32 protein-coding genes are annotated in these 25,460 nt (G+C 35.5%); 27 read left to right on the forward strand and 5 right to left on the reverse strand.

Annotated elements, in window-relative coordinates:
• Nucleotides 1–2: 2 nt before the first annotated feature.
• Nucleotides 3–320 carry a hypothetical protein gene (locus tag ACUTSE_RS08950; protein WP_445639965.1) on the reverse strand — a complete coding sequence of 106 codons (318 nt, stop codon included), beginning with the start codon at nucleotides 318–320 and terminating at the stop codon, nucleotides 3–5.
• Between the two features lie 508 nt (nucleotides 321–828).
• Complete coding sequence (locus ACUTSE_RS08955) at nucleotides 829–1,065, reverse strand: hypothetical protein (RefSeq protein ID WP_445639966.1); 237 nt, start codon at nucleotides 1,063–1,065, stop codon at nucleotides 829–831.
• 314 nt (nucleotides 1,066–1,379) lie between these two features.
• Here ACUTSE_RS08955 and ACUTSE_RS08960 point away from each other — a divergent pair, with 314 nt between their 5' ends.
• Nucleotides 1,380–1,952, forward strand: a complete 573-nt coding sequence (locus ACUTSE_RS08960) for a Crp/Fnr family transcriptional regulator (protein ID WP_353099780.1) — start codon at nucleotides 1,380–1,382, stop codon at nucleotides 1,950–1,952.
• Nucleotides 1,953–2,022: 70 nt separating this feature from the next.
• Complete coding sequence (locus ACUTSE_RS08965) at nucleotides 2,023–3,006, forward strand: quinone oxidoreductase family protein (protein ID WP_445639967.1); 984 nt, start codon at nucleotides 2,023–2,025, stop codon at nucleotides 3,004–3,006.
• An 81-nt stretch (nucleotides 3,007–3,087) separates the two neighbouring features.
• On the opposite strand, the gene ACUTSE_RS08970 is transcribed toward ACUTSE_RS08965, so the two are convergent.
• Both ACUTSE_RS08970 and ACUTSE_RS08975 read right to left on the reverse strand, forming a co-directional pair.
• A complete protein-coding gene (locus ACUTSE_RS08970; protein ID WP_445639968.1) occupies nucleotides 3,088–3,636 on the reverse strand; it encodes a GNAT family N-acetyltransferase in 549 nt (182 codons plus the stop codon).
• A 204-nt stretch (nucleotides 3,637–3,840) separates the two neighbouring features.
• Entirely contained in the window at nucleotides 3,841–4,083 is a 243-nt protein-coding gene (locus ACUTSE_RS08975; RefSeq protein WP_445639969.1) for a hypothetical protein, read from the reverse strand.
• Between the two features lie 645 nt (nucleotides 4,084–4,728).
• Here ACUTSE_RS08975 and ACUTSE_RS08980 point away from each other — a divergent pair.
• The 25 genes from ACUTSE_RS08980 to ACUTSE_RS09100 all read left to right on the forward strand — a co-directional run bounded on the left by ACUTSE_RS08980 (nucleotide 4,729) and on the right by ACUTSE_RS09100 (nucleotide 24,740).
• Nucleotides 4,729–5,073: a hydrogenase maturation nickel metallochaperone HypA/HybF gene (locus ACUTSE_RS08980; RefSeq protein WP_445639970.1), complete on the forward strand. Its 345-nt coding sequence runs from the start codon at nucleotides 4,729–4,731 to the stop codon at nucleotides 5,071–5,073.
• A gap of 12 nt (nucleotides 5,074–5,085) precedes the next feature.
• Nucleotides 5,086–5,793 (forward strand): hydrogenase nickel incorporation protein HypB, encoded by a 708-nt coding sequence (gene hypB / locus ACUTSE_RS08985; RefSeq protein ID WP_445639971.1) that lies wholly within the window; start codon nucleotides 5,086–5,088, stop codon nucleotides 5,791–5,793.
• Nucleotides 5,794–5,800: 7 nt separating this feature from the next.
• Nucleotides 5,801–6,259 carry an urease accessory protein UreE gene (locus ACUTSE_RS08990; RefSeq protein ID WP_445639972.1) on the forward strand — a complete coding sequence of 153 codons (459 nt, stop codon included), beginning with the start codon at nucleotides 5,801–5,803 and terminating at the stop codon, nucleotides 6,257–6,259.
• Between the two features lie 4 nt (nucleotides 6,260–6,263).
• A complete protein-coding gene (locus ACUTSE_RS08995; protein WP_445639973.1) occupies nucleotides 6,264–7,262 on the forward strand; it encodes an ABC transporter substrate-binding protein in 999 nt (332 codons plus the stop codon).
• A 15-nt stretch (nucleotides 7,263–7,277) separates the two neighbouring features.
• Nucleotides 7,278–8,276, forward strand: a complete 999-nt coding sequence (locus tag ACUTSE_RS09000; protein ID WP_445639974.1) for a FecCD family ABC transporter permease — start codon at nucleotides 7,278–7,280, stop codon at nucleotides 8,274–8,276.
• Entirely contained in the window at nucleotides 8,273–9,034 is a 762-nt protein-coding gene (locus ACUTSE_RS09005; protein ID WP_445639975.1) for an ABC transporter ATP-binding protein, read from the forward strand. Before ACUTSE_RS09000 ends, ACUTSE_RS09005 begins: the two co-directional genes overlap by 4 nt.
• Nucleotide 9,035: 1 nt before the next feature.
• Complete coding sequence (locus ACUTSE_RS09010) at nucleotides 9,036–9,542, forward strand: GNAT family N-acetyltransferase (RefSeq protein WP_445639976.1); 507 nt, start codon at nucleotides 9,036–9,038, stop codon at nucleotides 9,540–9,542.
• 34 nt (nucleotides 9,543–9,576) lie between these two features.
• Entirely contained in the window at nucleotides 9,577–12,000 is a 2,424-nt protein-coding gene (locus tag ACUTSE_RS09015) for a TonB-dependent siderophore receptor (protein WP_445639977.1), read from the forward strand.
• A 243-nt stretch (nucleotides 12,001–12,243) separates the two neighbouring features.
• Nucleotides 12,244–12,831, forward strand: a complete 588-nt coding sequence (locus ACUTSE_RS09020) for a hypothetical protein (RefSeq protein ID WP_445639978.1) — start codon at nucleotides 12,244–12,246, stop codon at nucleotides 12,829–12,831.
• A 97-nt stretch (nucleotides 12,832–12,928) separates the two neighbouring features.
• Nucleotides 12,929–13,999 carry an SMI1/KNR4 family protein gene (locus ACUTSE_RS09025; protein WP_445639979.1) on the forward strand — a complete coding sequence of 357 codons (1,071 nt, stop codon included), beginning with the start codon at nucleotides 12,929–12,931 and terminating at the stop codon, nucleotides 13,997–13,999.
• 273 nt (nucleotides 14,000–14,272) lie between these two features.
• Nucleotides 14,273–14,659 (forward strand): hypothetical protein, encoded by a 387-nt coding sequence (locus ACUTSE_RS09030; RefSeq protein ID WP_445639980.1) that lies wholly within the window; start codon nucleotides 14,273–14,275, stop codon nucleotides 14,657–14,659.
• Between the two features lie 135 nt (nucleotides 14,660–14,794).
• On the forward strand, nucleotides 14,795–15,097 hold the full coding sequence (ureA, locus tag ACUTSE_RS09035; RefSeq protein ID WP_002992410.1) for an urease subunit gamma: 303 nt from the start codon (nucleotides 14,795–14,797) through the stop codon (nucleotides 15,095–15,097).
• Between the two features lie 16 nt (nucleotides 15,098–15,113).
• Nucleotides 15,114–15,488 (forward strand): urease subunit beta, encoded by a 375-nt coding sequence (locus ACUTSE_RS09040; protein WP_002992412.1) that lies wholly within the window; start codon nucleotides 15,114–15,116, stop codon nucleotides 15,486–15,488.
• Nucleotides 15,485–17,206 carry an urease subunit alpha gene (gene ureC / locus ACUTSE_RS09045; RefSeq protein ID WP_002992414.1) on the forward strand — a complete coding sequence of 574 codons (1,722 nt, stop codon included), beginning with the start codon at nucleotides 15,485–15,487 and terminating at the stop codon, nucleotides 17,204–17,206. The genes ACUTSE_RS09040 and ureC overlap by 4 nt, the downstream gene beginning before the upstream one ends.
• A gap of 90 nt (nucleotides 17,207–17,296) precedes the next feature.
• Nucleotides 17,297–17,794, forward strand: a complete 498-nt coding sequence (locus ACUTSE_RS09050; RefSeq protein WP_445639981.1) for an urease accessory protein UreE — start codon at nucleotides 17,297–17,299, stop codon at nucleotides 17,792–17,794.
• Nucleotides 17,795–17,797: 3 nt separating this feature from the next.
• A complete protein-coding gene (locus ACUTSE_RS09055) occupies nucleotides 17,798–18,490 on the forward strand; it encodes an urease accessory protein UreF (RefSeq protein WP_115090347.1) in 693 nt (230 codons plus the stop codon).
• 27 nt (nucleotides 18,491–18,517) lie between these two features.
• Nucleotides 18,518–19,156 (forward strand): urease accessory protein UreG, encoded by a 639-nt coding sequence (gene ureG / locus ACUTSE_RS09060; RefSeq protein WP_002992420.1) that lies wholly within the window; start codon nucleotides 18,518–18,520, stop codon nucleotides 19,154–19,156.
• A 1-nt stretch (nucleotide 19,157) separates the two neighbouring features.
• Entirely contained in the window at nucleotides 19,158–19,949 is a 792-nt protein-coding gene (locus ACUTSE_RS09065; protein ID WP_445639982.1) for an urease accessory protein UreD, read from the forward strand.
• Nucleotides 19,950–19,989: 40 nt separating this feature from the next.
• Nucleotides 19,990–20,907 carry an urea transporter gene (locus ACUTSE_RS09070; RefSeq protein ID WP_445639983.1) on the forward strand — a complete coding sequence of 306 codons (918 nt, stop codon included), beginning with the start codon at nucleotides 19,990–19,992 and terminating at the stop codon, nucleotides 20,905–20,907.
• A gap of 72 nt (nucleotides 20,908–20,979) precedes the next feature.
• Nucleotides 20,980–21,867 (forward strand): helix-turn-helix domain-containing protein, encoded by an 888-nt coding sequence (locus tag ACUTSE_RS09075; protein ID WP_445639984.1) that lies wholly within the window; start codon nucleotides 20,980–20,982, stop codon nucleotides 21,865–21,867.
• A 244-nt stretch (nucleotides 21,868–22,111) separates the two neighbouring features.
• The gene (locus ACUTSE_RS09080; protein WP_445639985.1) at nucleotides 22,112–22,603 is read left to right on the forward strand and encodes a hypothetical protein; all 492 of its coding nucleotides are present in this window, start codon (nucleotides 22,112–22,114) and stop codon (nucleotides 22,601–22,603) included.
• 306 nt (nucleotides 22,604–22,909) lie between these two features.
• Nucleotides 22,910–23,269: a DUF2200 domain-containing protein gene (locus ACUTSE_RS09085; protein WP_445639986.1), complete on the forward strand. Its 360-nt coding sequence runs from the start codon at nucleotides 22,910–22,912 to the stop codon at nucleotides 23,267–23,269.
• Between the two features lie 60 nt (nucleotides 23,270–23,329).
• The gene (locus ACUTSE_RS09090) at nucleotides 23,330–23,785 is read left to right on the forward strand and encodes a DUF1801 domain-containing protein (RefSeq protein WP_445639987.1); all 456 of its coding nucleotides are present in this window, start codon (nucleotides 23,330–23,332) and stop codon (nucleotides 23,783–23,785) included.
• A 16-nt stretch (nucleotides 23,786–23,801) separates the two neighbouring features.
• Nucleotides 23,802–24,248: an SRPBCC family protein gene (locus ACUTSE_RS09095; RefSeq protein WP_445639988.1), complete on the forward strand. Its 447-nt coding sequence runs from the start codon at nucleotides 23,802–23,804 to the stop codon at nucleotides 24,246–24,248.
• Between the two features lie 60 nt (nucleotides 24,249–24,308).
• Nucleotides 24,309–24,740, forward strand: a complete 432-nt coding sequence (locus ACUTSE_RS09100) for a VOC family protein (protein ID WP_445639989.1) — start codon at nucleotides 24,309–24,311, stop codon at nucleotides 24,738–24,740.
• Nucleotides 24,741–24,878: 138 nt separating this feature from the next.
• Here the strand turns inward: ACUTSE_RS09100 and ACUTSE_RS09105 are convergent, their stop codons facing one another.
• Nucleotides 24,879–25,457, reverse strand: a complete 579-nt coding sequence (locus tag ACUTSE_RS09105) for a Crp/Fnr family transcriptional regulator (protein WP_445639990.1) — start codon at nucleotides 25,455–25,457, stop codon at nucleotides 24,879–24,881.
• Nucleotides 25,458–25,460 lie beyond the last annotated feature (3 nt).

Genomic DNA, 25,460 nt, shown 5'->3' on the forward strand with positions numbered 1-25,460 from the left:
ATTTAAGGTTCACAATCTTGGTCTCTAGGAGCTAAAACAATATCTATTCGACCTGGTTGATAAATTACATTAAATTGTTCTAATAGAACTTCAGCCCTATCAAAAGCATTATTCATACCACAAACCTCTTCTTCATAAATGAGTAGTTTATTATTCCAGGAGTCTCGAACTAAAATAGCATAAATACGCTTATTAGGATCTGAGTTAATTTTTTCAATAGCAGGAGTAGCAGCAGTAATATGATGTACTACTTCTCTTGAAATTCCGATACTTCCGCCTATTATAAATAGAACGAAAAATAAAAATAATTTTTGCTTCATAATGTGTTAGTTTTAAAGTTGATTAAGATAAAATTAGTAACTAAAAACAAAAAACAGAACTTAACTAACTCATTTATAACAGAGTGTGTAATAAAAGTATACTTTAGTTAAATAAAAAATCAGAGTCACTATGCACAGGCTAATTGAGCTATTTTTTTATCTTATATTTTTTATTTTTGGTTCCAAATAGATGCAAAAATTTAATATTTATTAAAATTTAAATAATTTCATTCTAAAAATTCAAAACTCAAATGTTAAAAAAAGCAAGAAACTCTTTTGGCCTTTACTACAATCTTTATTTTTTTTAGAATAAAAAGAATACATGCGTGTTTTGTGGCATAAAAATAGGCAAGAAATAACATTTCATTTTTTTTAAAAAAAACAGCTACTTTTTCAACGTACGTTTGACTATGTTAATCATAGTCTTTCCTTTGTTCAATCCACACGAAAAAAAACGCTATCTCAAATTATTTGAGATAGCGTTTTTTAAAAATTAATTAGTCTGGAATTATAGTTCGCACTCGCCATCCAATCTAAGAAACCCATAAACTTTGTCGTAACCTCCAAGGTCTTCAGCAATTGCATCTGCCATATCTAATCCTTCTTGTGCAGTAACACAAACTACTTCATGATAAACTAATTCATCAGTAACAATGTCGTAGAATGTAATCGTATATTGATTCTTAACCTCTCCAGTTTGAATCGTTAAAACTGAGCTTTCGTTTGTTGTTAACGTTTTAGCCATGATTGTACCAGTCCCTAATACCATTAGAGTAGCAAGCAATAAAAATTTTTTTTTCATAAAATTCTATTATTTGAATTGGATTACTAAATTATTGTTATTTTAATTTAAAATGGAATAATTAATTTAATTTTTTAATATTACGAATATTAAATTCACAATTTGTTAAATATATTAACAAATAAAAAAATAAGCCAAAACAATAAAATTTAAGTACGCTATAGGTCATAGATGTAGCGCTTTACTTTCTCTTTGAATAAAATAGTGTACTTTAGTTTAGATAGTAATCTTCACTATGTTTCATTAAAATTTTATTTATGTTTGAAAAATTTGATCGTACATCCACTTTAAGTCAAACTTTTATCGCAGCCTATGGACCATATTTTAGAGAGGAAAGTTATCCTGCCAAAACTATTTTACTAGAGGAAGGACAAGTTGCAACTAAAGTTTTTTGGATTAAAAAGGGTTGTATGCGCGTTTGGTTAAATCATGAAGGTCAGGAGGTTACTTTTCAGTTTTTTTTAGAAAACAGCATGGTTTCTTCCATTGAAAGTTTTTGGAAAGGGCAAGCGAGTAAATTTACTTTAGAAACGATTGAGCCCACGGTAGTTTTGGTCGCAGATAAAGAGGATATTCAACCTCTTTTAGAAGATTCTTTGACCCATCCTGAATACAGGGATTTATTTATTGATGTGATTTTTCAACGTACATTTGACTATGTAAACCACAGTCTTTCTTTTATACAATCAACTCCAGAAGAACGCTATCTCAAGCTATTTGAGACTCGACCTGAATTGATTCAACGAATTCCACAGCACTATATTGCTTCTTATATTGGCATTTCTAAAGTGCATTTGAGTCGAATTAAAAGCAAACAACTCAAACGATAATTTGATAACATTTGTTATCGTCTAGTTGAGGCTTTTATTTTTACTTTTGATTCAACTTAAAAGGTATAAAATGAAAGCTGTTATTGTAAAAGAGAAAGGACAAGATCCTATTTATGTTTCTGATTTTAAGACTGCAAAGGTTGATTCTACCACATCGGTTTTGATGCGTGTTAAAGCAGTTTCAATTAAAAATTTAGACCGTGCAATTGCCAGTGGGGCACATTATTCTGTTGCCACTAAACCTTTTTCTCCCTTTGTGATTGGAACAGATGGTGTAGGGGAGTTGGAGAATGGCCAATTGGCGTATGGATTTGGCACAGAAGGAATGCTTAGTGAATATGCGGTTGTTCCGAAAAATCAACTCGTTCCTTTACCTGAGGGAATAGATCTAGCTTTAGCTGCTGCCTTGCCTAATGCTTTGTTGGGATCTGCTATGGCCTTAGTTGTGCGTGCGAAGTTACAGCAAGGCGAAGTGGTTTTAATCAATGGAGCAACTGGGGTAACAGGACAACTAGCCATACAACTTGCTCGATACTATGGGGCACGTAAAATCATTGTAACAGGACGTAATGCTACAAGTCTAGAAGAATTAAAAACGTTAGGCGCCGATATTCTTGTTCCTTTGCATCAAAATCAAGAAGAATTAATTGCTACTCTACAACAGATACATAAAGAATCACCTATAGACATCGTTCTTGATTATTTATGGGGACCAAGTGCTTCTGCTATCCTAGCTGCATTAAAAGGAAAAGGAACCTACCAACATAAAACGAGATTTATTAATGTTGGTGCCATGGCAGGGGACCAAATAGAACTATCTTCTTCTATTTTAAGAGGAACCGACATTAGCTTATTAGGTTCTGGTATAGGTAGTTGGACAGCTGAGGAAATGCAGTATTTTTTCAGCGTATTAGCACCAGAGGCTTTTGAATTAGCCGCTAAGGGAGGGCTTACCCTTCATACTGTTTCTCATCCTTGGCAAAAGATAGAAAAGGTTTGGAATTTACCTTTACCAAGTGGACAACGGTTGGTTCTTACAACAGATATGGAATAATAAAAAAGAAAAAGATTACGTATGCTAGGCATACGTAATCTTTTTCTTTTTATCATTGTAATGCTAGAACTAATTCTTCTCTTAATTAATATGTTCATTATTTGGATTAATACTTGCGTAAAGCACATGGTCAATATATTCACCGTTTTTATAGGTATACGCTTTTAAAAGTCCTTCTTTTTTCATCCCTATTTTCTCCATAATTCTACCAGAAGCTTCATTAAAACTAAAGTAAGAAGCAAAAATTCGTTTCAGGTTAAGCTCATTAAATCCAAAGGACAACAGTGCCTGAGCCGCTTCTGTTACATAGCCTTTATTCCAATGGGATTCATCTAACCAATAGCCAAGCTCTGCATTGTTGTTCACTTTATTAAGACCTAAACCAATACCTCCAATAATATGCGGCTGATCTTTTAATCGAATCGCAAAAATATAAGCTGTTTTTTGTTCCAAGCCTTGTTCAGCTAATTCTATCCAAAAATGAGCGCTTCCTTCTGTATACGGGAAGGGAATATTGGTTGTATTTTTATTGTAGATTGGATTCTTCATAATCTCAAGTAAAAGAGGAATATCCATTTCTTGCGGTTGATTTAACAACAATCGATCGGTTTGTATTACGAGATGCTTCATGCGTTTAGATTTCTATAAAAATAATAACTTTACACCCTTGTTTATGCAAAATAAGCAGATAATTTATACTTATGTAATCAAATAAATCTCTTGTTTTTAGATCTTAACTAAAAACAAGAGAACCAGGAGTAATAAACAGAAACAAAAAGAGCTAGTTCATCCTTTTGAACTAGCCCTTTTTTCGTATTTAATTTTTTGTTGTTTTTAGCAATCTCCTAAAAGTGCTACCAAAGCATATGCTTCGTCATAACCGCCATAACCAGCAATAAGATCTTCGGCAAATTGAACTACTTCTTCACCCGTAAAACATCCTACTTCGGTTTGAATTAATTCTCCCGTATGATTGTCATAAATTCGGATACGATATACCGATCTTTCCACATCATCATTATGCTCCTCAACTGATTTTTCAATTGTTGTAGCTGGTGCAACTGTACTTGCTACCATTGTGCTTGCTCCTAATAAGAATAGAGCTGCAGCTAAGAATAAACCTTTTTTCATAATAGTATAATTTTAAATTAATTATGTTAAATTAATATTTATATTTCAATATTTTAAAATATTATATTTGATTTAGTTGTTTTAAAATAAAAGCTATCCCTCATGTTAATATCTTTAACAATTCTGTATTTTTTAAAATAGGAAGACTAAATTCAGCCACAATGCTTTTTATTTTATTTGTAGGCTTAGAGAAATCGAGGGAAAACCATACTTCTAAAAAGCAATCCATCTTCTAGCAGTGTAAAATCCCTATTTAATGGTAGTATAGTCAAGATTTGTGCTATTTTGACATCGAAACAGTTACTACATTTGCCTCGTTAATCTAATCATTATCGCCTATATATAGGTGTTTAACTAGATAAACAACAACTTTTCTAACTTCTATCCTATATCAAGTATTTAGTAAAGAAAAGTTAAAGTCTTAACTCCGTTCAAAAGGCAGAAGATACTATTTCGCCAGGAAGTAAGACAGAAAATAGAATTTGACTTTAGTGTAAGACTTGAAGCTAGTAGTCGAATCAAAAGGACCTTAAGTCTAGGTGCCTTTATTTGTTTTAGTTGAATGTATATAGTGAATTAAAGAGGAAAGCGATGCATGAATTGTCAATCGTGAAAGATATCTTTTCTACATTGGAAGAGCATTATGAGGCTAGAGTAGAAGATATCCAAAAAATAGAAATTGTAGCAGGATTACTATCTAATGTACAGCCTGTTTTGATACAAAATACGTTTGATGCTTTTATTACAGAGCATCATAACTATAAACACATGGAGCTGGAAGTTGTTGTGCAAGATATCATAGCCCATTGCCAGACCTGTAATAAAGATTTTAAAGTAGAATATCATCGTTTTGTCTGTTCTTGTGGTACTCCCTCCACTAACATTGTACAAGGCAATGAATTGTATATTTCAAAAGTTATCGTCAAACAATCCTAATAAATTATTTTTATGGCATCAAATCCAAAAAGTTTGGGAAATCGCGTCGGTTCATTACAATGTGATAATACGACATTACATCTATTAAAGGCTAATGATTTTGTGGCCAATGCAATTAGACAACGTCTAAAAAATGTATGTGTAATCAATGTCTGTTCTTCCCCAGGTTCTGGTAAAACTACATTAATGCAAGAAACGGGAAAACGCTTAGGTAAAGATCTAAATATTGCCGTTTTGGTTGGAGATCCTGAAACAGATCGCGATGCGGTTCGCATGAAAGAAGTGGGGTTGAACGCACTTCAGATTGTTACTGGAGGGATGTGTCATATTGAAGCACAAATGATTCTTCAAGCTTTAGATCATATCGAATTAGAAAACCTTGATCTATTGTTTATTGAAAATGTTGGTAATCTATTATGTCCTTCGGCTTTTGACTTGGGTGAAGATTATCGCGTTACTTTATTAGCTACCACAGAAGGAGATGACAAACCTAAAAAGTACCCTCGTATGTTCTTAACGAGCGAATTGATGTTGGTTTCTAAAGCCGATTTATTACCCTACGTTCCTTTTACGGTTGAAAATGTAACACAAGATGCAAGAGAGGTAAACCCTAATATTGAGATCCTAACTATCAGTACATTGAATGGAGAGGGAATAGATGCTTGGTGTGAATGGCTACAAGCTCGTGTAGAAGCTAAAAAAGCGCAAATAGCGGAATAATTTCTTGATGCAAGAGCCTATTTATATTAATGAAGTTCAATTCCAAGAAACGCTTATTGACGGAGTTGATTGGTTTGAAATCGAATGGTTTGAAACACAAAAGCACTTGTTTAAGCGAAAGACAAAACAGGGTATTGAACTTCATATCGAAAGAAAACAAGGGCATATCTGGAAGCAAGGAGATGCTTTATATTACAATGGGGGATTACTTGCTCAAGTAGTAATCAAACCCACCTTGACCATTCAATTTTCAGTTACAAATGGTGCACCAATTGCAGATTTCACTTATTATATCGGCAATAGACACCTGCCTATTTTTATTGAAAAGGAAACGAATCAATTATTAGTGCCTTATGATGGCCAGTTATATGAACAAGTAATAGCAAAGTTTCCAACTTATATCACCTTAGTCAAACAGCCATTGCATGCTACAATGCTTTTGACTCAACAACAGACACAAGTATAAATCCATGAGAAAATTATTTTTCTTCCCTTTATTAGTTGTTTTAAGTTTAGTACAAGCTTGTAAACAAGAACCTAAAGCCCCTTCAACTGTTGATACAGACACCACAGTGTACGCCATTGACAGTAGAGGTAAAGAGGTTAAATTACCAAAAGCAGCTACTCGTGTTGTGGCTTTATATGAAGCATTAGTTGATGATGTTTTCATGCTGGATGCCCAAGATAAACTAGTAGGTATACCACAGCAGACGTATTTAAACGAAGATGCTTTTGCCTTTTTTTCAACCTTAGATAGTCGTATGGCTAAAAAAGAGATTGCTACTCCCACTTTTGGGGGCGGTTCTTCTAATGTGGAAGCCTTAGTTGGCTTACAGCCAGATCTTGTACTTACTTTTGATCAAGACAAAGAAGTTGTTGCTCAACTAGAAAATCTAGGCATTGCTGTATATACAATTGCTAGTGAAAACAAAGAAGGGATTATCAGAGAACTAGAGGGAATAGGAACTTTAGTTGGTAAAGAAGAACGCGCAAAAAACATTACAACCTATATCCAAAAGGAAATTAAGGAGATGGAGGCGACTAAGATTGACAACCAAAAGAAAGTCTATTATGCTTGGTCTAAAGGACGTGTTCTTTCTACTTCGGGAAAGGGAACATTAATGGATATGGCCATTACACTTTCAGGAGCTGTCAATGCTTGTCCGCTTGAAATGCAAGCACCTAATATTGGAGCAGAAATGCTATACAAATGGAATCCAGATATCATTTTATTGTGGAATTCAAATGAAAGTGACGTGTATGACCTTAGTGAATTAGCCAATTTACCTGCGGTTGTTAACAAACAAGTGAAAGTAATGCAACCGTCTTTTTTATTTGACCCACACACGGTAAAATTTTTATTATTTGCAAAACAAGTGAGACAGTGGAGTTATCCTACTTATACAGAAGAAGCTTTGCAAGCCGATTTAATGGAAGCTATGCACATTTTGTATGCTATTAAAAAATAAAGTTCTACTTGTTATATGAAAGTTCATTTTAGTCTTATTCTATTGGGAATTGTGCCCATTCTATTGCTGATTGGTTCACTGTTGTTGGGAACAACAACGAATCTTTCGCCTGTAGAATTAGTGCATTATATGGGTCAAGCTTTACATCATACAGGAGATACAACGGATCCCATTGCAACTATTTTGTGGAAAGTGCGCCTACCTCGAATTATCTTAACTTTTTTAGTAGGGGCAGCTTTGGCAGTATCGGGGGGAGTATTACAAGCTATATTTAGAAATCCGATTGTAGATCCTTTTACCCTAGGTATTTCTTCTGGCGCTGCATTTGGTGCCGCATTAGCCATGTTATTTCCCTTTATTTCGGTCAATTTATCTGCTTTTGTATTTGGGGTCTTGGCGGTTCTTTTAACTTATATGGTTTCATACGCTGGTCAACGAACATCCATTGTGAGTATGGTTTTATCTGGAATCATTGTCTCGGGTATTTTTACGGCATTACTAACCTTGTTACAATATTTAAGTGATCCGTATAAATTACAAGCGATTGTACAATGGACGATGGGAAATCTACATACCGCTTCTTGGGCGAAAGTGCAAACTGCTTTTGCGCCTATTTTAATCGGTTTGTTGCTTATTTTACTCTTGCGTTGGAAGTTGAATCTTTTGGCACTAGGGGATCATGAAGCATTAGCGGTGGGTGTAAATCCAAAATATTTAAAACTGTTATTGATTGGAGTCGCCACCATGATTACAACTTCAGCTGTTGCGGCCGTAGGAGTTATTAGCTTATTTGGCTTAATTGTTCCTCATATCAGTAGAATGATCTTTGGGCCAAACAACACCATTGGTGTTTGGGCGAATATCAGCATCGGTGGTTCATTTTTATTAGTTATTGATGATTTTTCTCGTGCTGTAATGCCTTTTGAAATTCCAGTTGGTGTGTTTACCATGTTAATCGGCGCGCCAATTTTTATTTACCTCATGAAAAAAAGTCTAACGCAGTGGAATGCATGAAACAGTTTATTCAATTACAGCATGTATCCTTTGCTTATGAGAAGCAATTGGTCTTGAATCAAATTAATGCTTCTTTTGAAAAAGGAAAATTATCTGTCATTTTAGGCCGAAATGGCAGTGGGAAGTCCACCATGTTCAACATCTTGGCGGGATTAGAAAGGAAATATGAAGGTCAGGTTTTCTTTGATGGCATTGAGCGAAAAGGAAGTAAACATCCCATTCGATTGGGGTTTTTAAATCAGTTCCATCAAACGACTTTTCCTTTTACAGTAAGAGAAGTTATCTTAACCGGACGTGCCTCTTTTTCTTCTTTTAAACCATCTGCAGAAGATCATCAAGAAGTGGAAGAAATTGTAGCGCGCTTTCAGTTAACTCATCTGATTGATAAGCCTTATACTGCGCTTTCAGGCGGAGAACGACAATTGGTTTTACTCTGTCGTGTTTTGGTTCAAAAACCAGCCGTATTAATGCTCGATGAACCAACGAATCACCTCGATTTACACTATCAGGTGGCGGTTTTGAAATGCATCAAACAATTGGCTAATGAAGGAACAACTATTCTTTGTGTGATGCACGATCCCAATTTAGCTTTTATGTTTGGGGATCGTTTTTATTTGATGCAAAACAATCAATTGATTGATATTCAATCACTCGAAAAAAAGGAAGTACATCAATTATTAGAAGAAACCTATCAATTGCCTTTGCATCCTCTTGATAATCAAGGTAAACTGATGTTTATGCCCTTAATTGAAGTTTAATATGTTTGAAATAAAGATAACCAAGGTAGATGAAAAGACAATGGAAGGCGTTCTTGCCTATGTTAAAGCTTTTCGAAAGGATTTATTTCCCATGCTGGACCATACAAAAGTTCCCAACGATTTACTTCATTTTAAATCAATCTATTTGGATCATCCTTATGGGGAGTTTTTACAAGCAAATAATGAAAAAGGGGAATTAATTGGTGTCATTGGCATGATGCCTTATGATTACCGTTTTGACTACCTAGATTATAAGCATCAACGAACGGTAGAAGTCGCCCGTCTTTTTGTTGAACCTTCTTATCGAAGAACGGGACTTGCAACTCAACTATTTCAAGCTTTATTTCAAGTAGCCAAAGAAAAAGAAATTGAATGCTTGTACTTGCATACACATCCTTTTTTGACAGGTGCTTTTGAGTATTGGAAAAAACAGGGCTTTCAACATCGTACAACTTCCCTAGACGGGGGATTTACGACTTGGCATATGGATAGGATGATTAACGGTTGACAGTTTACGGTTAGCTACTATATAATTTAAAACAATGAAAAAACAGATACAACAACTAGGAATAGGGGCGTTATTGCTTTTATTTCCTGCTGTGCTTATGGCACAAAGCTCACAGCGTATTGCGGGGCGTATTTTAGGTGAGAAAAACAACCCTATTGCTGCAGCAACAGTGGTTTTAGATCAGCATAATATTGAACAAAGCAATAGAGAAGGGGCATTTGAGAGTGCAACTACATTGGCTTTTCCATTGGTCATTCAGATTCACGCTCCGGGATATAAATCCAAGCAAGTAACCTTAACAGAGGCAAATTATAAAGCGGGTTTTGTAGTACAATTGGAGGAGGATACAAATCAATTGGATGAAATTGTTGTAACCTCAAGACGAGATAATTCTTATTTGACGAATTCTACGGTTTTAGGTGGGAAATACAATGGTCGAATTAAAGATTTACCTCAATCGATTTCTATTGTGTCTAGTGAGTTGATGGAAGATAAACAAGTATTTCAAGTTGCTGATGTTATTCCAGATTTAGCTGGGGTTACACAAGCATCTGTTTACGATGAATTTGTCATCCGCGGCTTTAAAAGTGGGTATGACAATGGGATTCGATTGATTAACGGAATGCGTTCGGCTTATGGTTTTGGAGAGAGCTATTATCGTTCACCCATGACAATTAATTTTGAGAGCATTGAGGTTCTAAAAGGACCTGGAGCTTCTTTATTTGGAGATATTGCACCTGGGGGAACCATCAATATGGTAACTAAAAAAACGCGAGAAGAACACAAGGGGATTCTTTCTTTTTCTGCAGGAAGTTTTGAAACACTTCGTACAACTATTGATGTAGGGGGACCATTAGACAAAGAAAAGAAAATCTTATATCGCTTGAATGCGGGGTATGAAACCTCAAAGACATTTAGAGATATCAACAACCGCAAGAACTTTGCTGTAGCGCCTTCGTTTACGTTCAAACCAGTTGAAGGAACTACCTTAGATGTCGATTTAGTATTTGACCAATTCAACGGGTATTTGGATCGTGGAATGAGTACTAAAGGGGGAGATTTATATGGTTTACCGCGTACTTTTACGTTAAGTCAGCCTTCAGATTATTTTAAAACAAAAACGACAACGATTAGTGGGCGTTTGACCCAGCGTATTGTAGATAATTTAAATCTACATGTCAACTATATGAAGTCCATCTATGAAGAGGATTTAAATGAACATCGCACACTTAATACGTATGCTAATCCAGAAAATACAATTGTCAATTTGCGCTTTTTTGATCGCCACGGGAAGGAGTATACCGATAACTTTGTGTCTTATTTAAAATGGGATACCTATGGCAAGTATTTGGATCATCATGTTGTAGTAGGAATAGATTACGCCCAATACAAAGGGGATAAGAATAGCTACCAACGAGAATCGCGTAGTAAAAAAGAAAATGGAGAAACGGTAGCATTGACCTTTGATATGAATAATCCCGTATACCAAGGAGCTGATATCAACAACTACGTTTGGCGTTCGAATACGCAATATCCTTTTATGAGCCCTTATAAGAGTACAGGAATTTACATTCAAGATCAAATTTCTGTTGGTGAAAAATTAAAAATGGTGCTTGGGTTAAGACACGAAAGCTATCAATCAGAAACAACAGATCCGAAAGAAACATTTAAAGCTACGCAAAATGTATGGTTACCTCGTGTAGGATTGACGTATCTCATCAACGATAAAATCAATTACTTTGCAAGCTACTCGCAAGGTTATGTGCCAATTGCAGCTAATTTTGTGTCGAATTATAAAGATTATGGTGCAGACAGCGCGTTCAAATCAGAACGTAGTTTTCAAATAGAAACAGGTTTAAAAACAGGTTTCTTTGCGAATCAATTGCAAATGGATTTATCGCTCTTCCGCATTGAACGAAAAGATATGCTTCTTGGAACAGGACAACTCACTGAAGCGGGATTACCTGTTTACAGACAATCGGGGAAAGTTATTTCTCAAGGGGTAGAGGTAGATGTACGTGGACAAATTACCAAGGAATTCCAAATCATGGCCAATTATACCTTCAATGATACACAAATTAAGGAATCGGCTATCCCTTCAGAAAAAGAAGAACTATTACCTGGAGCACCGAAAAACTCCGCTAGTGTTTGGTTGAAATATGTGTTCTCTGATACCGCTTTGAAAGGCTTAGGATTTGGTGTAGGAGCTTATTATGTTGATCAAAGACGATTGAGTGAAAGTGTAGGTAAAGATGCCGCTGGAAATGCAACATGGGGGTATCTTCCAGCTTATACTACAGCTAATGCAGCGGTATATTATCACCTAGATAAGTTTAAAATAGCCGTAAATATGAATAATATATTCGACAAGTATTATTTCTTAGGTGGTTTTGATTATACTCGTGTATTTGCTGGTGCTCCTCGCAATGTGATGGTAGCCTTAAGCTATAATTTTTAACCCCACTATAGAAACAAATTAATTATTTTACTTGAGTTACTTTTAACCCTCAAAGGAAGTAAAATTCCTTGAGGGTTTTTTAATGCTATTGGATGCCAGGATAAGTGAAACCATGGAGCAAAAATAAAAAGACTTATTTAGTAACTAAGAATTCGTTAGCTAGAAAAAGATTTGGCTGCTTTTCTACTAAAAAAATCAAATATTTTATATTAAATTTATATTTATTGACTCAAATTAAAACTTATGTTTACAGAAAAGGACAATGTATATTGGAAAGCATTTAGTGATACTATTCAAGCCGAGTTTGTAGAACGACAATATTGGTATTCTCCAAAAGCAATTTATACGTATAAAGGTTTTTCTATTGTTTTTGATAATTACTATTTTACTAGTACAGTGGGCACTAGAAGTTATGAGTCTTTTATTACTCGTGTTTACTGTAAATTTAATTACCCTCAATCCTTAAAAATTCGAATAGAAAAAGCAAGTTTTTTAAATCGTCTAATTAATATATTTACAGGGAATTTATATCGAACGCTAGATGCTGAATTTGATCGTCATTATCATGTACATGCAACAAATCCCAATACTTGTGTTTTCTTATCTCCAGCTATAAGACGAAGCTTATTGGATCTCAATGTAGAAGGTTTGTTTATAGATACTCAAGACGGAATCTGGGGAGATCCTTTACTTGGTAGTCAGTATGAAGTGGCTATTTATGTAGAGTCTACACGATTAGAAGAACATGAACTAATTGCTTTAAAAACGCTATTCGAAGCCATTATAGATTCACTTTGTGCTAAGTTTTATATCACGGAAGCGCTAACGTAAGCTTCTTTCATTTACTATTTACTTCTTTTAATTCAACGGAATTTTCTCAAAAAAGCAGCAATAAAAAAGAGTATCTTCGCCCTTAAATTGCATTGATATGATACATTTTGAGTGTACTTCTAAAGGCCTTCAAATCAATGGGAAAGAGTATAGCTTTCCTATAAACAAAGAAACTCTAGTTGAGCTATTTGGACCTCCAGTTGTTTTTCCGAGTGAATACAATGAGGTTTATATTTGGCATGATTTGGGATTACGAGGGTTTTCAAAAGACAGCATCGTCATTGAAACCTTAGAGGTTACCTATCAAGTGGAGGAGTACACAAGTGCAGTCCGTTCTCGTTTTAGTGGTGTATTTACTATGCATGGTGAATCAGATCCTCGTGTTTATTATGATACGCATAAAAAAGAACGCGTGAAACTATGGGACAGTGATTCCTCGGGTGCATTTGTATTTCAGAATGTATCCGTTTGGTATTCCATTCGCGATACAACCCTGCATTCCCTTTCTTTAAGTGCATATGAAGAACCCGTAGTCAAGTCTGTTGAGATCTTGCCTTTGGAGGATGATTTTGCCTATTTACACGTCGTTTGGCAGGATTGGAAAACAGCAATTGAACAAGTTATTGATTCGGATAATCGCTATTACAACCTGACTCATGGCCTTACACAAGAGCAATTGGATCAAGTGGAAGCAGAACTTGAAGAAATAAAGTTGCCGCTTCATTTAATTAATTTCTATAAAGCGGGAAATGTAAAATGGGATGCTGTAACTTCTGCTTTTAGTATACACGTAAATGGTTGGGATTATGATTTATTACCTTTTGACCGTATTCCTCATGAGTGGGAGATGATACAGGAACTTTTTGACGAGGAGGAAGAGATAGATGAAGAAACAAAAGATCAGTTTGATGCTAAACTGAAGTGTAACAGTTATGCGAATAAAGGATGGATTCCCTTCGCAGAAGGACGAAATGGCGATTATTTATTGTTTGACACCGATCCAAGTCAAACAGGGGAGTATGGACAAATTATTGAACTGCAAAATGAAGCCTGGAGCCGTATGGTAGTTGCCCAAAGTTTAGAAGAATTAATTTATCGTGCCATTTCTTCTATCCACCAAGAACAGGCTGAAAAATATAAGTTTATGCTTGAAAATGGCGCTTTTTAATTTAACAATCAAAAAATGCTTAAAAAAGGGTAACAGCTAGCCTGCAATTTCAAACAAATGGGATAGCAAATACTAAACGATAGCTCTTTTTTAAAAGTTCTAGCTACTTTATGCGAATAGAACGACGAGGATTAGAATGACTAAGCGATGAATTAGCTGTAAAAGACTCAAGAATTGCCTATTTTATCCTAGCTTAGTCAAGATTTGTGCTATTTATAAACCCCGATTGAACTTATCTTTGTTGCGTAATTAAAAACAAGGTGTAAGACTATTATGAAAGCATTATTTCGACTATTCGTTTTGTGTTTTTTTCTTTTGCGTTTTGGCTTGGGATTTGCCCATCAACATGCAAAAGTAGAGTCTCATGCTGTCGTCTTGGATCAAACTTTTATATCCAATTCAACCCCTAAAAAAGAAAGTAGTGTTGACTTTTGTCAGATTGAAGTAAATCTAGAACTTATTACTTCTGTTGAGAGCCAAGATCTTCCTATTCAAACCGTCGACTTAAGCGATGTGTTTTATTTTTTTATGACTTCTGTTTTTGAGTTAGCTTGGGCTAAACCTTTGGTAGGAGCACAACAAGTTGCTATCGTTTTGCAACAGCATCGAGCGAAGTACTTGTTATATCAATCGATTAAAATTCCTCATCGTTTAGCCTAAACGATTCAGATGAGATCGCTTCCTAAAAGTGATACCACCTTTATTACAAAAGTAAGTTATTTTTTATTGTACCTACCTAGTTTAAAAATAGGGTAGCTACTCATCTATTGTTCAATTTTTAATTAAAAAATAGTTATGCATTTATTACCGAGAGAGACGGAAAAATTGCTTTTGCATCTAGCTGGGGAACTAGCTAAAAAACGCAAGGCGAGAGGGGTAAAATTAAACTACCCTGAATCGATTGCCTATATCAGCAGTGAGCTCTTAGAAGCGGCACGTGATGGAAGAACTGTGGCTGAACTCATGCAATATGGTGCAACCTTATTAACGCGTGAGGATGTTATGGAGGGAATTCCTGAAATGATTCACGACGTTCAAATTGAAGCGACGTTTCCTGATGGAACAAAGTTGGTAACGGTGCATAATCCTATACGTTAATTCAGACAGTAATACCATGGTTCCAGGAGAATATTTTAGTAAAGAAGAAGCTATTATCTGTAATGAAGGTAGAGCTATAACTACAATTACTGTAGTAAATAAAGGAGATCGACCAATTCAGGTTGGCTCACATTATCACTTTTTTGAAGTTAATAAAATGATGGAGTTTGATCGAGCTGCGGCTTTTGGAAAACGCCTCAATATTATTGCAAGTACAGCTGTTCGTTTTGAGCCCGGAGAGGAAAAGGAAGTTGAACTAGTTGTTTATGCCGGAGCACGTAAAATATACGGGCACAATGATTTGGTTAACGGAGAAACTCATTCGGAAGAAGCTAAAATAGCAGCGATGAAAAAAGTGGAAAAACAATACTTTAAAAACAAAAGTGTATGAGTTTAAAAGTTAGTAGAGCAAACTATAACGCAATTTTTGGTCCCACAGTTGGTGATCGTGTGCGTTTAGGAGATACAGCTATCATCATCGAAGTAGAAAAAGATTTTGCAAGTTATGGTGATGAAAGCAAATTTGGTGGTGGAAAAACAGTACGCGATGGAATGATGCAATCGTCCAATCACTTGAGCCATGAAGGTGTACTTGATATGGTTATCACAGGTGCCATTGTCCTAGATCATTGGGGAATTGTCAAAGGCGATATTGGAATTAAAGATGGCAAAATTGTCGGTGTAGGACGTGCAGGAAATCCTGATACGATGGATGATGTAACACCTAATATGATTATTGGAGCTTCAACAGAAGTACACGGTGGTGCCGGTTATATTGTAACTGCTGGGGGAATCGATACTCACATCCATTATATTAGTCCAACTCAAATAGAAACGGCTTTATACAGCGGTATTACGACTATGATTGGTGGCGGAACAGGTCCTGCAGACGGAACAAATGCAACAACCGTAACACCCGGAAAATGGAGCTTAAAACGCATGATGCAAGCTGTTGATCACTTGCCGATGAACTTTGGTTTCTTCGGAAAAGGAAATGTTGGTACGGAAGCCCCAATTATTGAACAAATTGAAGCAGGAGCTTTAGGGGTTAAAATACACGAAGATTGGGGAGCTACACCAGCTACAATCGATAGAGCTTTGACTGTTGCAGATCAATACGATGTCCAAGTGGCTATCCATACAGATACCTTGAATGAAGGAGGTTTCTTGGAAGATACCATGCAAGCGATTAATGGCCGAGTAATTCACACCTTCCATACCGAAGGAGCAGGTGGTGGACATGCACCAGATATTATTAAATCTGCGATGTATCCCAATGTATTACCCGCATCAACGAATCCAACACGTCCTTTTACTAAGAATACGATCGATGAACACCTCGATATGTTAATGGTTTGTCACCACTTGAGTAAAGATATTCCGGAAGATGTTGCTTTTGCTGATTCGCGTATTCGCCCAGAGACCATAGCTGCTGAAGATATCTTACAAGATCAAGGCGTATTTAGTATTATGAGTTCAGATTCGCAAGCCATGGGACGCGTAGGAGAAGTTGTCACTAGAACTTGGCAAACAGCAGATAAGATGAAGAAACAACTTGGTGCATTAGCAGAAGATGAAGGAAATGATAATGATAATTTCCGCGCCAAACGCTACGTAGCGAAGTACACCATCAACCCCGCAATTGCACATGGAGTTTCTCAGTATATCGGATCAATTGAGCCAGGAAAAATAGCGGATTTAGTCATTTGGAAACCTGCTTTATTTGGAGCAAAACCGGAAATGATTATCAAAGGAGGAATGATTGCTGCCTCGAAAATGGGAGATGCAAATGCCTCAATTCCAACCCCACAACCGATTATATTACGTACCATGTACGGTGGTTTAGGTAAGGCCGTAACGCAAACGTGTTTCAACTTTGTTTCTCAAGTTTCTTTAACTAAAGGAATTCAAGAAGAATACGGAATTGAACGCACTTTACTTCCTGTAGTCAATTGTAGAAATATCTCCAAAGCAGATATGATTCACAATCACGCTACACCTGAGATTATTGTCAATCCAGAGAATTATGAAGTAAGCATTGACGGGAAAAAAATTACCTGTCAGCCCATAGATGAAGTTGCTTTAGGACAGCGTTACTTCTTATTTTAATTCAGTAGAGAAACAACAAAGATAGCCCAATTCAACTCGAGAATACAAGGATCACCAAGTGGCCTTGTATTCTCACTTTTTCGTTTAACAATGATTATAACACAAGCCATACGCAATTGCCTTCCTCAAGAAGTAGAAAAGCAGATTGATTATTTGTTTATCGCTTGGTACCAAACCAGCAAACGCATCCAACGACTTACTACAGCTGATGGACAAGCGATTGCCATTCGATTTTTAGGCAAAAATCAACGGTTAAACGAAGGAGATATTTTATATGAAAATGAATCTAAGGTTATTATGGTTTCTATTTTACCCTGTGAGGCACTTGTTGTTGCTACAAATCACTGGATTCAACTAAGTTGGTTGGCGTATGAAATTGGCAATAAACACGTTCCTCTTTTTGTAAAAGGAACCGATTTGTATATGCCTTACGAGCGTCCTATGCAAGATTGGTTAACCAGCAAAGGATATCAGCCCAAAGTGGAACAAAAAAAACTGAGTAATCCGTTGAATGCCAATGTAGATTACGAACAACATAAAAAAATATCATTTAAACTACCTCAGGGTGGTTTAGTACTAAAGATTTAACTCATGCAAGAATCATTTTTAGGTCGACTATTGCATTTAGCAGATCCAACTTTGCCCATAGGAGGATATACCCATTCCAATGGATTAGAAACCTATGTTCAAAACGGAGGTGTCTGTGATAAAACCACAGCAGATCAATATGTACGCCATTATTTGTGGTATAATTTAAAATACAATGATGCTGCCTTGATGAAATTAGCCTATGATGCAACGCAACAAGCTAATCTGGAAGAATTGATCCTTCTCGATCAGGAATGCAATGCGCTAAAGGCACCAATGGAAACAAGAGTAGCCAGTCAAAAATTAGGTTTGCGGTTATATAAAATATTTAGTCGATACCATCAAGAACATCCCCTAGTACAAGCATGGGGAACTTATATACAGAATAAAGCAGTATACAATCACTATTGTATTCTGTATGGTTTATTTGCTGCAATCATGCAAATCCCTTTAGTTGAAGCCATGCATGCCTATTATTATAATGCAGCTATTGGTATGGTAACCAATGCCGTTAAATTAGTGCCTTTAGGACAATTGGATGGGCAAGATATTCTGTATTATTTACACGATGACTTGCTTCAGTTAAGTGAAGAATCCCTGCAAATGGACCGCAATTTAATAGGATTATGTACCATTGGTTTTGACATTCGATCGATGCAACACGAGCGATTGTACTCCAGACTATACCTATCCTAAATCACGAATTAAAAAGATAAAATAATCATGGAAACTAGAAAATACGTAAAAATTGGAGTTGGAGGACCTGTTGGATCAGGAAAAACAGCTTTATTAGAACGCTTAAGTCGCCGTTTATTAAATGAATACGACTTGGCTGTTATTACAAATGATATTTATACCAAAGAGGATGCTGAATTCATGGCTAAAAACAGCTTATTGGATCGAGACAGAATCATAGGAGTAGAAACAGGAGGCTGCCCCCATACTGCTATTCGCGAAGATGCCAGTATGAACCTAGAAGCAGTAGAAGAATTAGCGAATCGCTTTCCCGATTTGGAATTAATCCTCATTGAAAGTGGAGGAGATAACCTTTCTTCAACGTATAGCCCTGACTTAGCAGACATTACCATCTTTGTAATTGATGTTGCAGAAGGAGAAAAGATACCGAGAAAAGGGGGGCCAGCTATTACGCGTTCTGATTTATTACTCATCAATAAAATCGATTTAGCTCCCTATGTTGGTGCAGATTTAAGTGTGATGGAAAGCGATGCAAGACGCATGCGAAAAGGAGCTCCTTTTCTTTTTTCAAATTTAAAGACGGGAGAAGGATTAGAAGAAATTGTTGGATGGATCAAAAAATATGCCTTACTCGAAGACATTGATGAACCGAATTTAGTGCGATAATATGGTTTCTTCTTTAGCAATTCAGATTGAACAGCGTGAAGGCTTATCTTATTTAAAAGATGCTTACGTTACGCAGCCCTTCCGCATTGTACCTGTAGGGCAATATAAAAAGGACAAGGCAGCGTATTTGATGATTATGAGTTCATCCCCTGGATTATTAGATAATGATGAGCATCAGATCAGCATTAATCTCGCACCAAATACAAAACTACAATTGCAGACACAAGCATACCAACGTCTTTTTCACATGAAAAACAAGTCGACACAAACGACGACGATTCAAATGGAAAAAGGAAGTGTATTTGCTTATGTTCCACATCCAGTAGTGCCTCAACGCGCTTCTACGTTTATTAGTCGAAATAGGGTAGAACTAAAGGCAGATTGTCATTTTTTACTGTCTGATATCATTACTTGTGGTAGAAAACTTTCGGGAGAGGAATTTGAATATGATCATTTTCAAAATCTCACCGAAATCTACTATGAAGGAAAGCTCCAATTAAAGGATAATGTCTTGTTGCAACCAGGGTTAATGCCCTTGCAAGGATTAGGTATTTTAGAAGGGTATACGCATCAAGGAACATTGATTTATTCTAACACGGCTAAAATAAACGTACAAGTATATATTGACTTTTTTTATGAGCAATATGGAGAAATGGAGGCTATCGCCTTTGGGATTAGTGCCGTAGAAGGAGACGGTTTTATGGTTCGTATTTTAGGACAAGGAGCAGAAAAACTCTTTGCCATTTTTCAAGCCATTCAACAGAAGCTCTGGGATGACCTCATGCTATTGTAAATAAAAAATAAACCCCGACAATTACTAAAAAGAAAAACAAATGAAAGCACTACTAATCCATTGTTTTAATGCCTTTTTTAAAGGGTTTGGACAGATTATGCTACAAGCGAATGCGCTAACGGGGATTTTATTCTTAGCCGCAATCTACTATGATTCAACGGATATGGCTTTAGCCGCTTCCTTGAGTAATGTTGTTGCCATCTTAACGGCTAAACTATTAAAGTACGATGAGCAAGAAATTGAAGATGGACTGTATGGCTTTAATCCTTGTTTGATTGCTATAGCGTTGATGTTCTACTTTCAGCCCAGCTTATGGGTGTATCTTTTGATGATCGCTTCATCGATTGCTTCAACTGTACTCATGCATTGGGCCATGAAACGCGAATTGCCAGCCTATACCTTTCCTTTTATTATCTTTACGTGGATTTCTTTGTTTATTTTGAGTATTCCCGATTTAGCAATTCGCTCTGTTCCAGAGCACTTTGTTGATATTCAAGAACTCGATGATTTTTTAATCCAAGGGCACGCTTTCGGGCAAGTGCTCTTTCAAGGGAGCTTTGTAGCAGGAGTCGTTTTTTTCTTAGGCGTCTTTATCAGTCGCCCTATACAAGCCTTATATGGTTTCGTAGCCGTTATTGTCAGCGTTTATATTTCACACAGTAATCACGCTTCCAATGCTTTGATTAACGAAGGGGTTTTCAGTTTTAATGCTGTGCTCTGTGGAATAGCGATGGGAGAAGATAAAGTACGGGCAGGAATGTATGTGCTGATTAGTGTCATTATCTCCACGTATTTTGATATCTTTATGATTCAATACGGATGGACTACCTTGACCTTTCCTTTTGTATTTGCCATGTGGGTGATGTATCCCATCAAGCGATTAGACAAATGGATTGTCTTAAAACTAGAAGAACTAGGAGTAAATAGAATATGGAACGAACTATTTCATTCGAAATAATAAAAATTAGTTCTTTATTGCGCATAATGTTATATTTATTTTATAAACTTTGTTTTATTTTTTGGATTCAGCATGTCGAAACCTTCTATTGAAATATTAAACAACTACCAATATAAAAAGTTGTTTTTGCCTCATTTGAGTGATAGTTATTTAAAAAACGATAGTAAAATACAAGTCTATCGTTTGGAAGACTATTTGCGAGGTATTTTAATGCCCGTCATTCCTTATCGTACGACGTTTAATTTTTTAATCTTATTGACGAAAGGAGAGATGACACAATATTTAGATAGTGGGGCGTATACCTTATCCAAAAATGAGATTATAAATGTCAAAAATGGCAATATTACGGCAACCTTATCTATTTCAGATGATATTCAAGGGTATTTCGTGGTATATGAGAATGATGTGATTACGGATATTTCATTAGGCGCGAACGACTTGAAGTTTTTCACCATGAATCCCTATGTCAAATTAAATGAAGTCAATGCCAATTGGGTAGGGAGAACGCTTGATTTATTGGAGGAAGAAAGCACCAGTGAACAACGCGATGAGGAGATTTGTATTACGTTGTTGGAAACGGTTTTAATGAAGGTAATTCGCGTAGATATGGAAAAGAAAACACCGATGAGTCGACAGTTGGATATTGCCTTTCGCTTTAGAGAAATGGTTCAAAAATTTCATATCGATCACAAGAATGTTTTATTCTACGCTAACTTACTTCATATTTCAGAAAATTATTTAAACAAATGTGTCAAAGAAGCTACAAATAAGCCACCTAAGCAATGGATTAATGAGATTAGTATCTTACATAGTCAAATTTTATTACAGGATAAAAGTAGAGATATTGCAGGCATAGCCTTTGAATTAAAATACAATTCTCCTTCTTATTTTACGCGTTTATTTAAAAAGGTGACGGGATATTCACCAAGCGACTATCGCCGTCATAAATTTATATTATAGTCTGATTTCGCATATAAAATAACTACTAGCTGTATTGGTCTCGCTCATCATGCTATTTTTATTTCGTTTGTATTTGACATTGTTTTTATACCGATATATCTTTTATTTAAAAAACTATCCGTTTGTCAACTGTTTTTTAAATTAAACAAACAATTTTATTTGAATTATTTTAGAAATCAACAAAAAATAAATTCATTTTTACTTAAAATTTGCTTAATATTACAGTTAATTTAAATGATATATTATGAAGTATGTTTTTTTATTCCTTGGGGTTGCACTGTTAACAGCAAGTTGTTCTAGTGATGATGATGATGATTCCGACTCTGTTATTGTTTGTCCTGGCATTGATTACTCTACTGCGATTAAGGGAATCTGGGAGGAATCAAAAATTGTGTATTTGGATGAACACAAGAAATTAGTAAAAGAAATAGATGCTTTTAACATTCATAATTGTCCATTAACGCGTCTTGAGATTAAAGAGCAGACTTTAATTGAACATTTCAGTTATCAATATGATCATCATGATAGTTGTCAAGAAGGCACAACTTCACATAGTTATACTTTAGAGAACTATCAACTCGTAACTGAATTTCACGGAGATGATTATATAGATCTTACTGAATATGAGATTATAGGTGTTGATAAGTCAACATTAGTTCTTCAACGAGCATCTACTTGGTATGATCACGCACCAGAAAAAACTCGTTTTATGAAGATTGTTTACCTCAAAAAATAAGCTAAATATCATTGTTTTAGTTTCTTAACTTTTTTAAACTTAAAAGTTAGCGTGATTAATGGGGTTAAATAATAGCAAAAAGTATCATAATAAAGGTTTATTTAACACCAAAAAAGGGGACAAACAAATTATACTTATTTCTCAAATAGAGTATTTTATGTTAAATAAATGTCAAATTTGTATAAATAAACCCTTTAAATACTTCATATTCTTATTTTAACTACCTTAGTAGAACGATAAAGCGTAAAAAAAAGCTGATCCGTCAATTGCTATTTTAACTTTGCAGGGTATCTAATAAAAAATAAAATGAAAGAAACAGAACAACATAATCTTCGTATGGCTACGCTGACATTTGCTTCTGTTTATCCACATTATATTGCGAAAGTAGAAAGTAAAGGAAGAACCATCGAAGAGCTGCATCAAGTCATTGAATGGCTTACGGGGTTTGACCCAGAAAAGCTAGATAAATTGGTGGATGAAAAAGTATCTTTTGAAGTCTTTTTCGAAAGAGCTCAATTAAATCCAAAAGCGGAAGAGATTAAAGGCGTTATTTGTGGCTATAAAATTGAAGAAATTCAAAATCCATTAACCAAAAAGGTTAGGTATCTCGATAAATTAGTTGACGAACTAGCTAAAGGAAAGAAAATGGAAAAAATATTGAGATAACTAGTCCCAAAATAACAACTTAGTTTTTAAATTAATTCAAAGTAGAAATTACCCATTCGCATGAAAGCAGTAGGAAGTACAGTAGACGAAATTTTATTACATATACCAGCAGAACGAGCAGAGGCTTTTAAGAAGTTACATCAGACTATCGTTGATCATTTGCCTTCAGGTTTTGAAGCTGCAATTAGTTATGGAGGATTAGGCTATGTTGTTCCACACAGCCTTTATCCAGCAGGATATCACTGTAAGCCTATCGAAGCTTTGCCTTTTGCAGGCCTTGCTTCTCAGAAGAATTCGATTAATTTTTATCATATGGGTATTTATTCTGATCCAACTTTATTGGATTGGTTTGTCACAGAATATCCCAAGCACAGCAAACAAAAATTGGATATGGGAAAAAGTTGTATCCGATTTAAGAAAATGGAAGAAATTCCCTACCAACTCATTGGAGAATTGATGCAAAAGATGAGTGTACAGCAGTGGGTTGATTTGTATGAAAGTAAACTGAAAAAGTAATCTTAATCTACTGTTTATGTCGAACAAAGTAACTTTACATCGTGTGTTTACGGCAAGCCCAGCTAAAGTCTTCAAGGCATTTGCTGATGCTGATGCACTTGTTTCATGGTTGCCTCCCTATGGATTTACAGCCAAACTTCACCACATGGAGTTTAAGGTAGGAGGGACGTACGAAATGTCTTTTACCAATTTTTCAACAGGAACGAGCCATGCTTTTGGCGGACAATATGTTGAGATTATAGACAAGGAAGTAATCAAGTATACCGATCGCTTTAATGATCCACAGCTAGCAGGAGAAATGATAACCACCATTCTTTTAAAAGAAGTTCTATGTGGTACGGAAATTATAGCCACACAAGAAGGCATTCCAGATGCTATTCCTGTTGAAATGTGTTATTTAGGCTGGCAGGAAAGCTTAGATAAATTAAAGAAACTAGTTGAACCTACAATTCCTGATAATTAAACGAAGTTTCTATCCTCACGTTATAATCCTATCTTATAAACCATTAAATCCAATCAAATTATGGCAACAATACACACTTATTTAAATTTTGACGGCAATTGCGAAGAAGCATTTAACTTTTATAAATCTGTTTTCGGTGGAGAATTCACCTACATCGGAAAACTAGGTGAAATGCCTCCGCAAGAAGGATTTACAGTTTCTGAAGCAGATAAAAATAAAATAATGCACGTTAGTTTACCTATTGGTAATACGGTGTTGATGGGTAGTGACACTGGAGGAGACTGTGCACCTACATTTTTACAAGGGAATAATTTTTCTATTTCGATTAATACAGAAAGTATAGAAGAAGCAGATCAATTGTTTGCTGCTATTTCTGCAGGAGGGCAAATTATTATGCCGATGGATCACATGTTTTGGGGAGCTTATTTTGGTATGGCAACGGATAAATTTGGCGTTAATTGGATGGTTAATTTTGATACTGTTCCTTTATAAAAGAATCTTACAAACACGGCTTTCTTTAGTACTCCTTAATTTTAATAAACTGGAATTAGGGAGAAAGTAATGTTGATATTATATTTATAAATTGTGTTCAAAACAAAAAGGGACTGTCTTTTGAGACGGTCCCTTTATTTATTCTGTGAGCAATCGCTTTCTAATTGTACTGACAAATTCAGCCGTTACCCCCAGATAAGAGGCAATATAATATTGTGCCACTCGTTGAGGAATAGTTGGATACAACGAGATAAATTCGAGGTATCGATCAGCTGCTTTTTTTGAAATCGTATTAATTAAACGATTTTGTACACTAGTTAGATTTCTTTGAACGAGCATTCTAAATACTCGTTCAAATTTTGGAATTGCCTGTAATAGTTCTTCTTTTGTTTGTGGCGTAAGTAAATAGAGCTCTGTGTCTTCTAACGTTTCAATAAACAAATCCGAAGGGATTTGTTCGTGAAATGAAGCAATGTCGCTTACCCACCAATCTTCTATCGCAAAGGAAATGGTAACTTCAAAACCATCTTCATTAACATAATAAATGCGAATACAACCTTTTTGTACATACCCTTCAAATTGACATATTTCGCCTTCTCGTAAAAGCTTTGTTTTAGCTGGATAAGACTCCTTCTTTAGAAGATTAGTGAAAAAAAATTCCTCTTCAGCAGTAAATTTCATGGATCTACCTACATTATTAATTATATTGGCATACATCTA

Source organism: Myroides sp. TSA_177.3 (assembly GCF_052691955.1).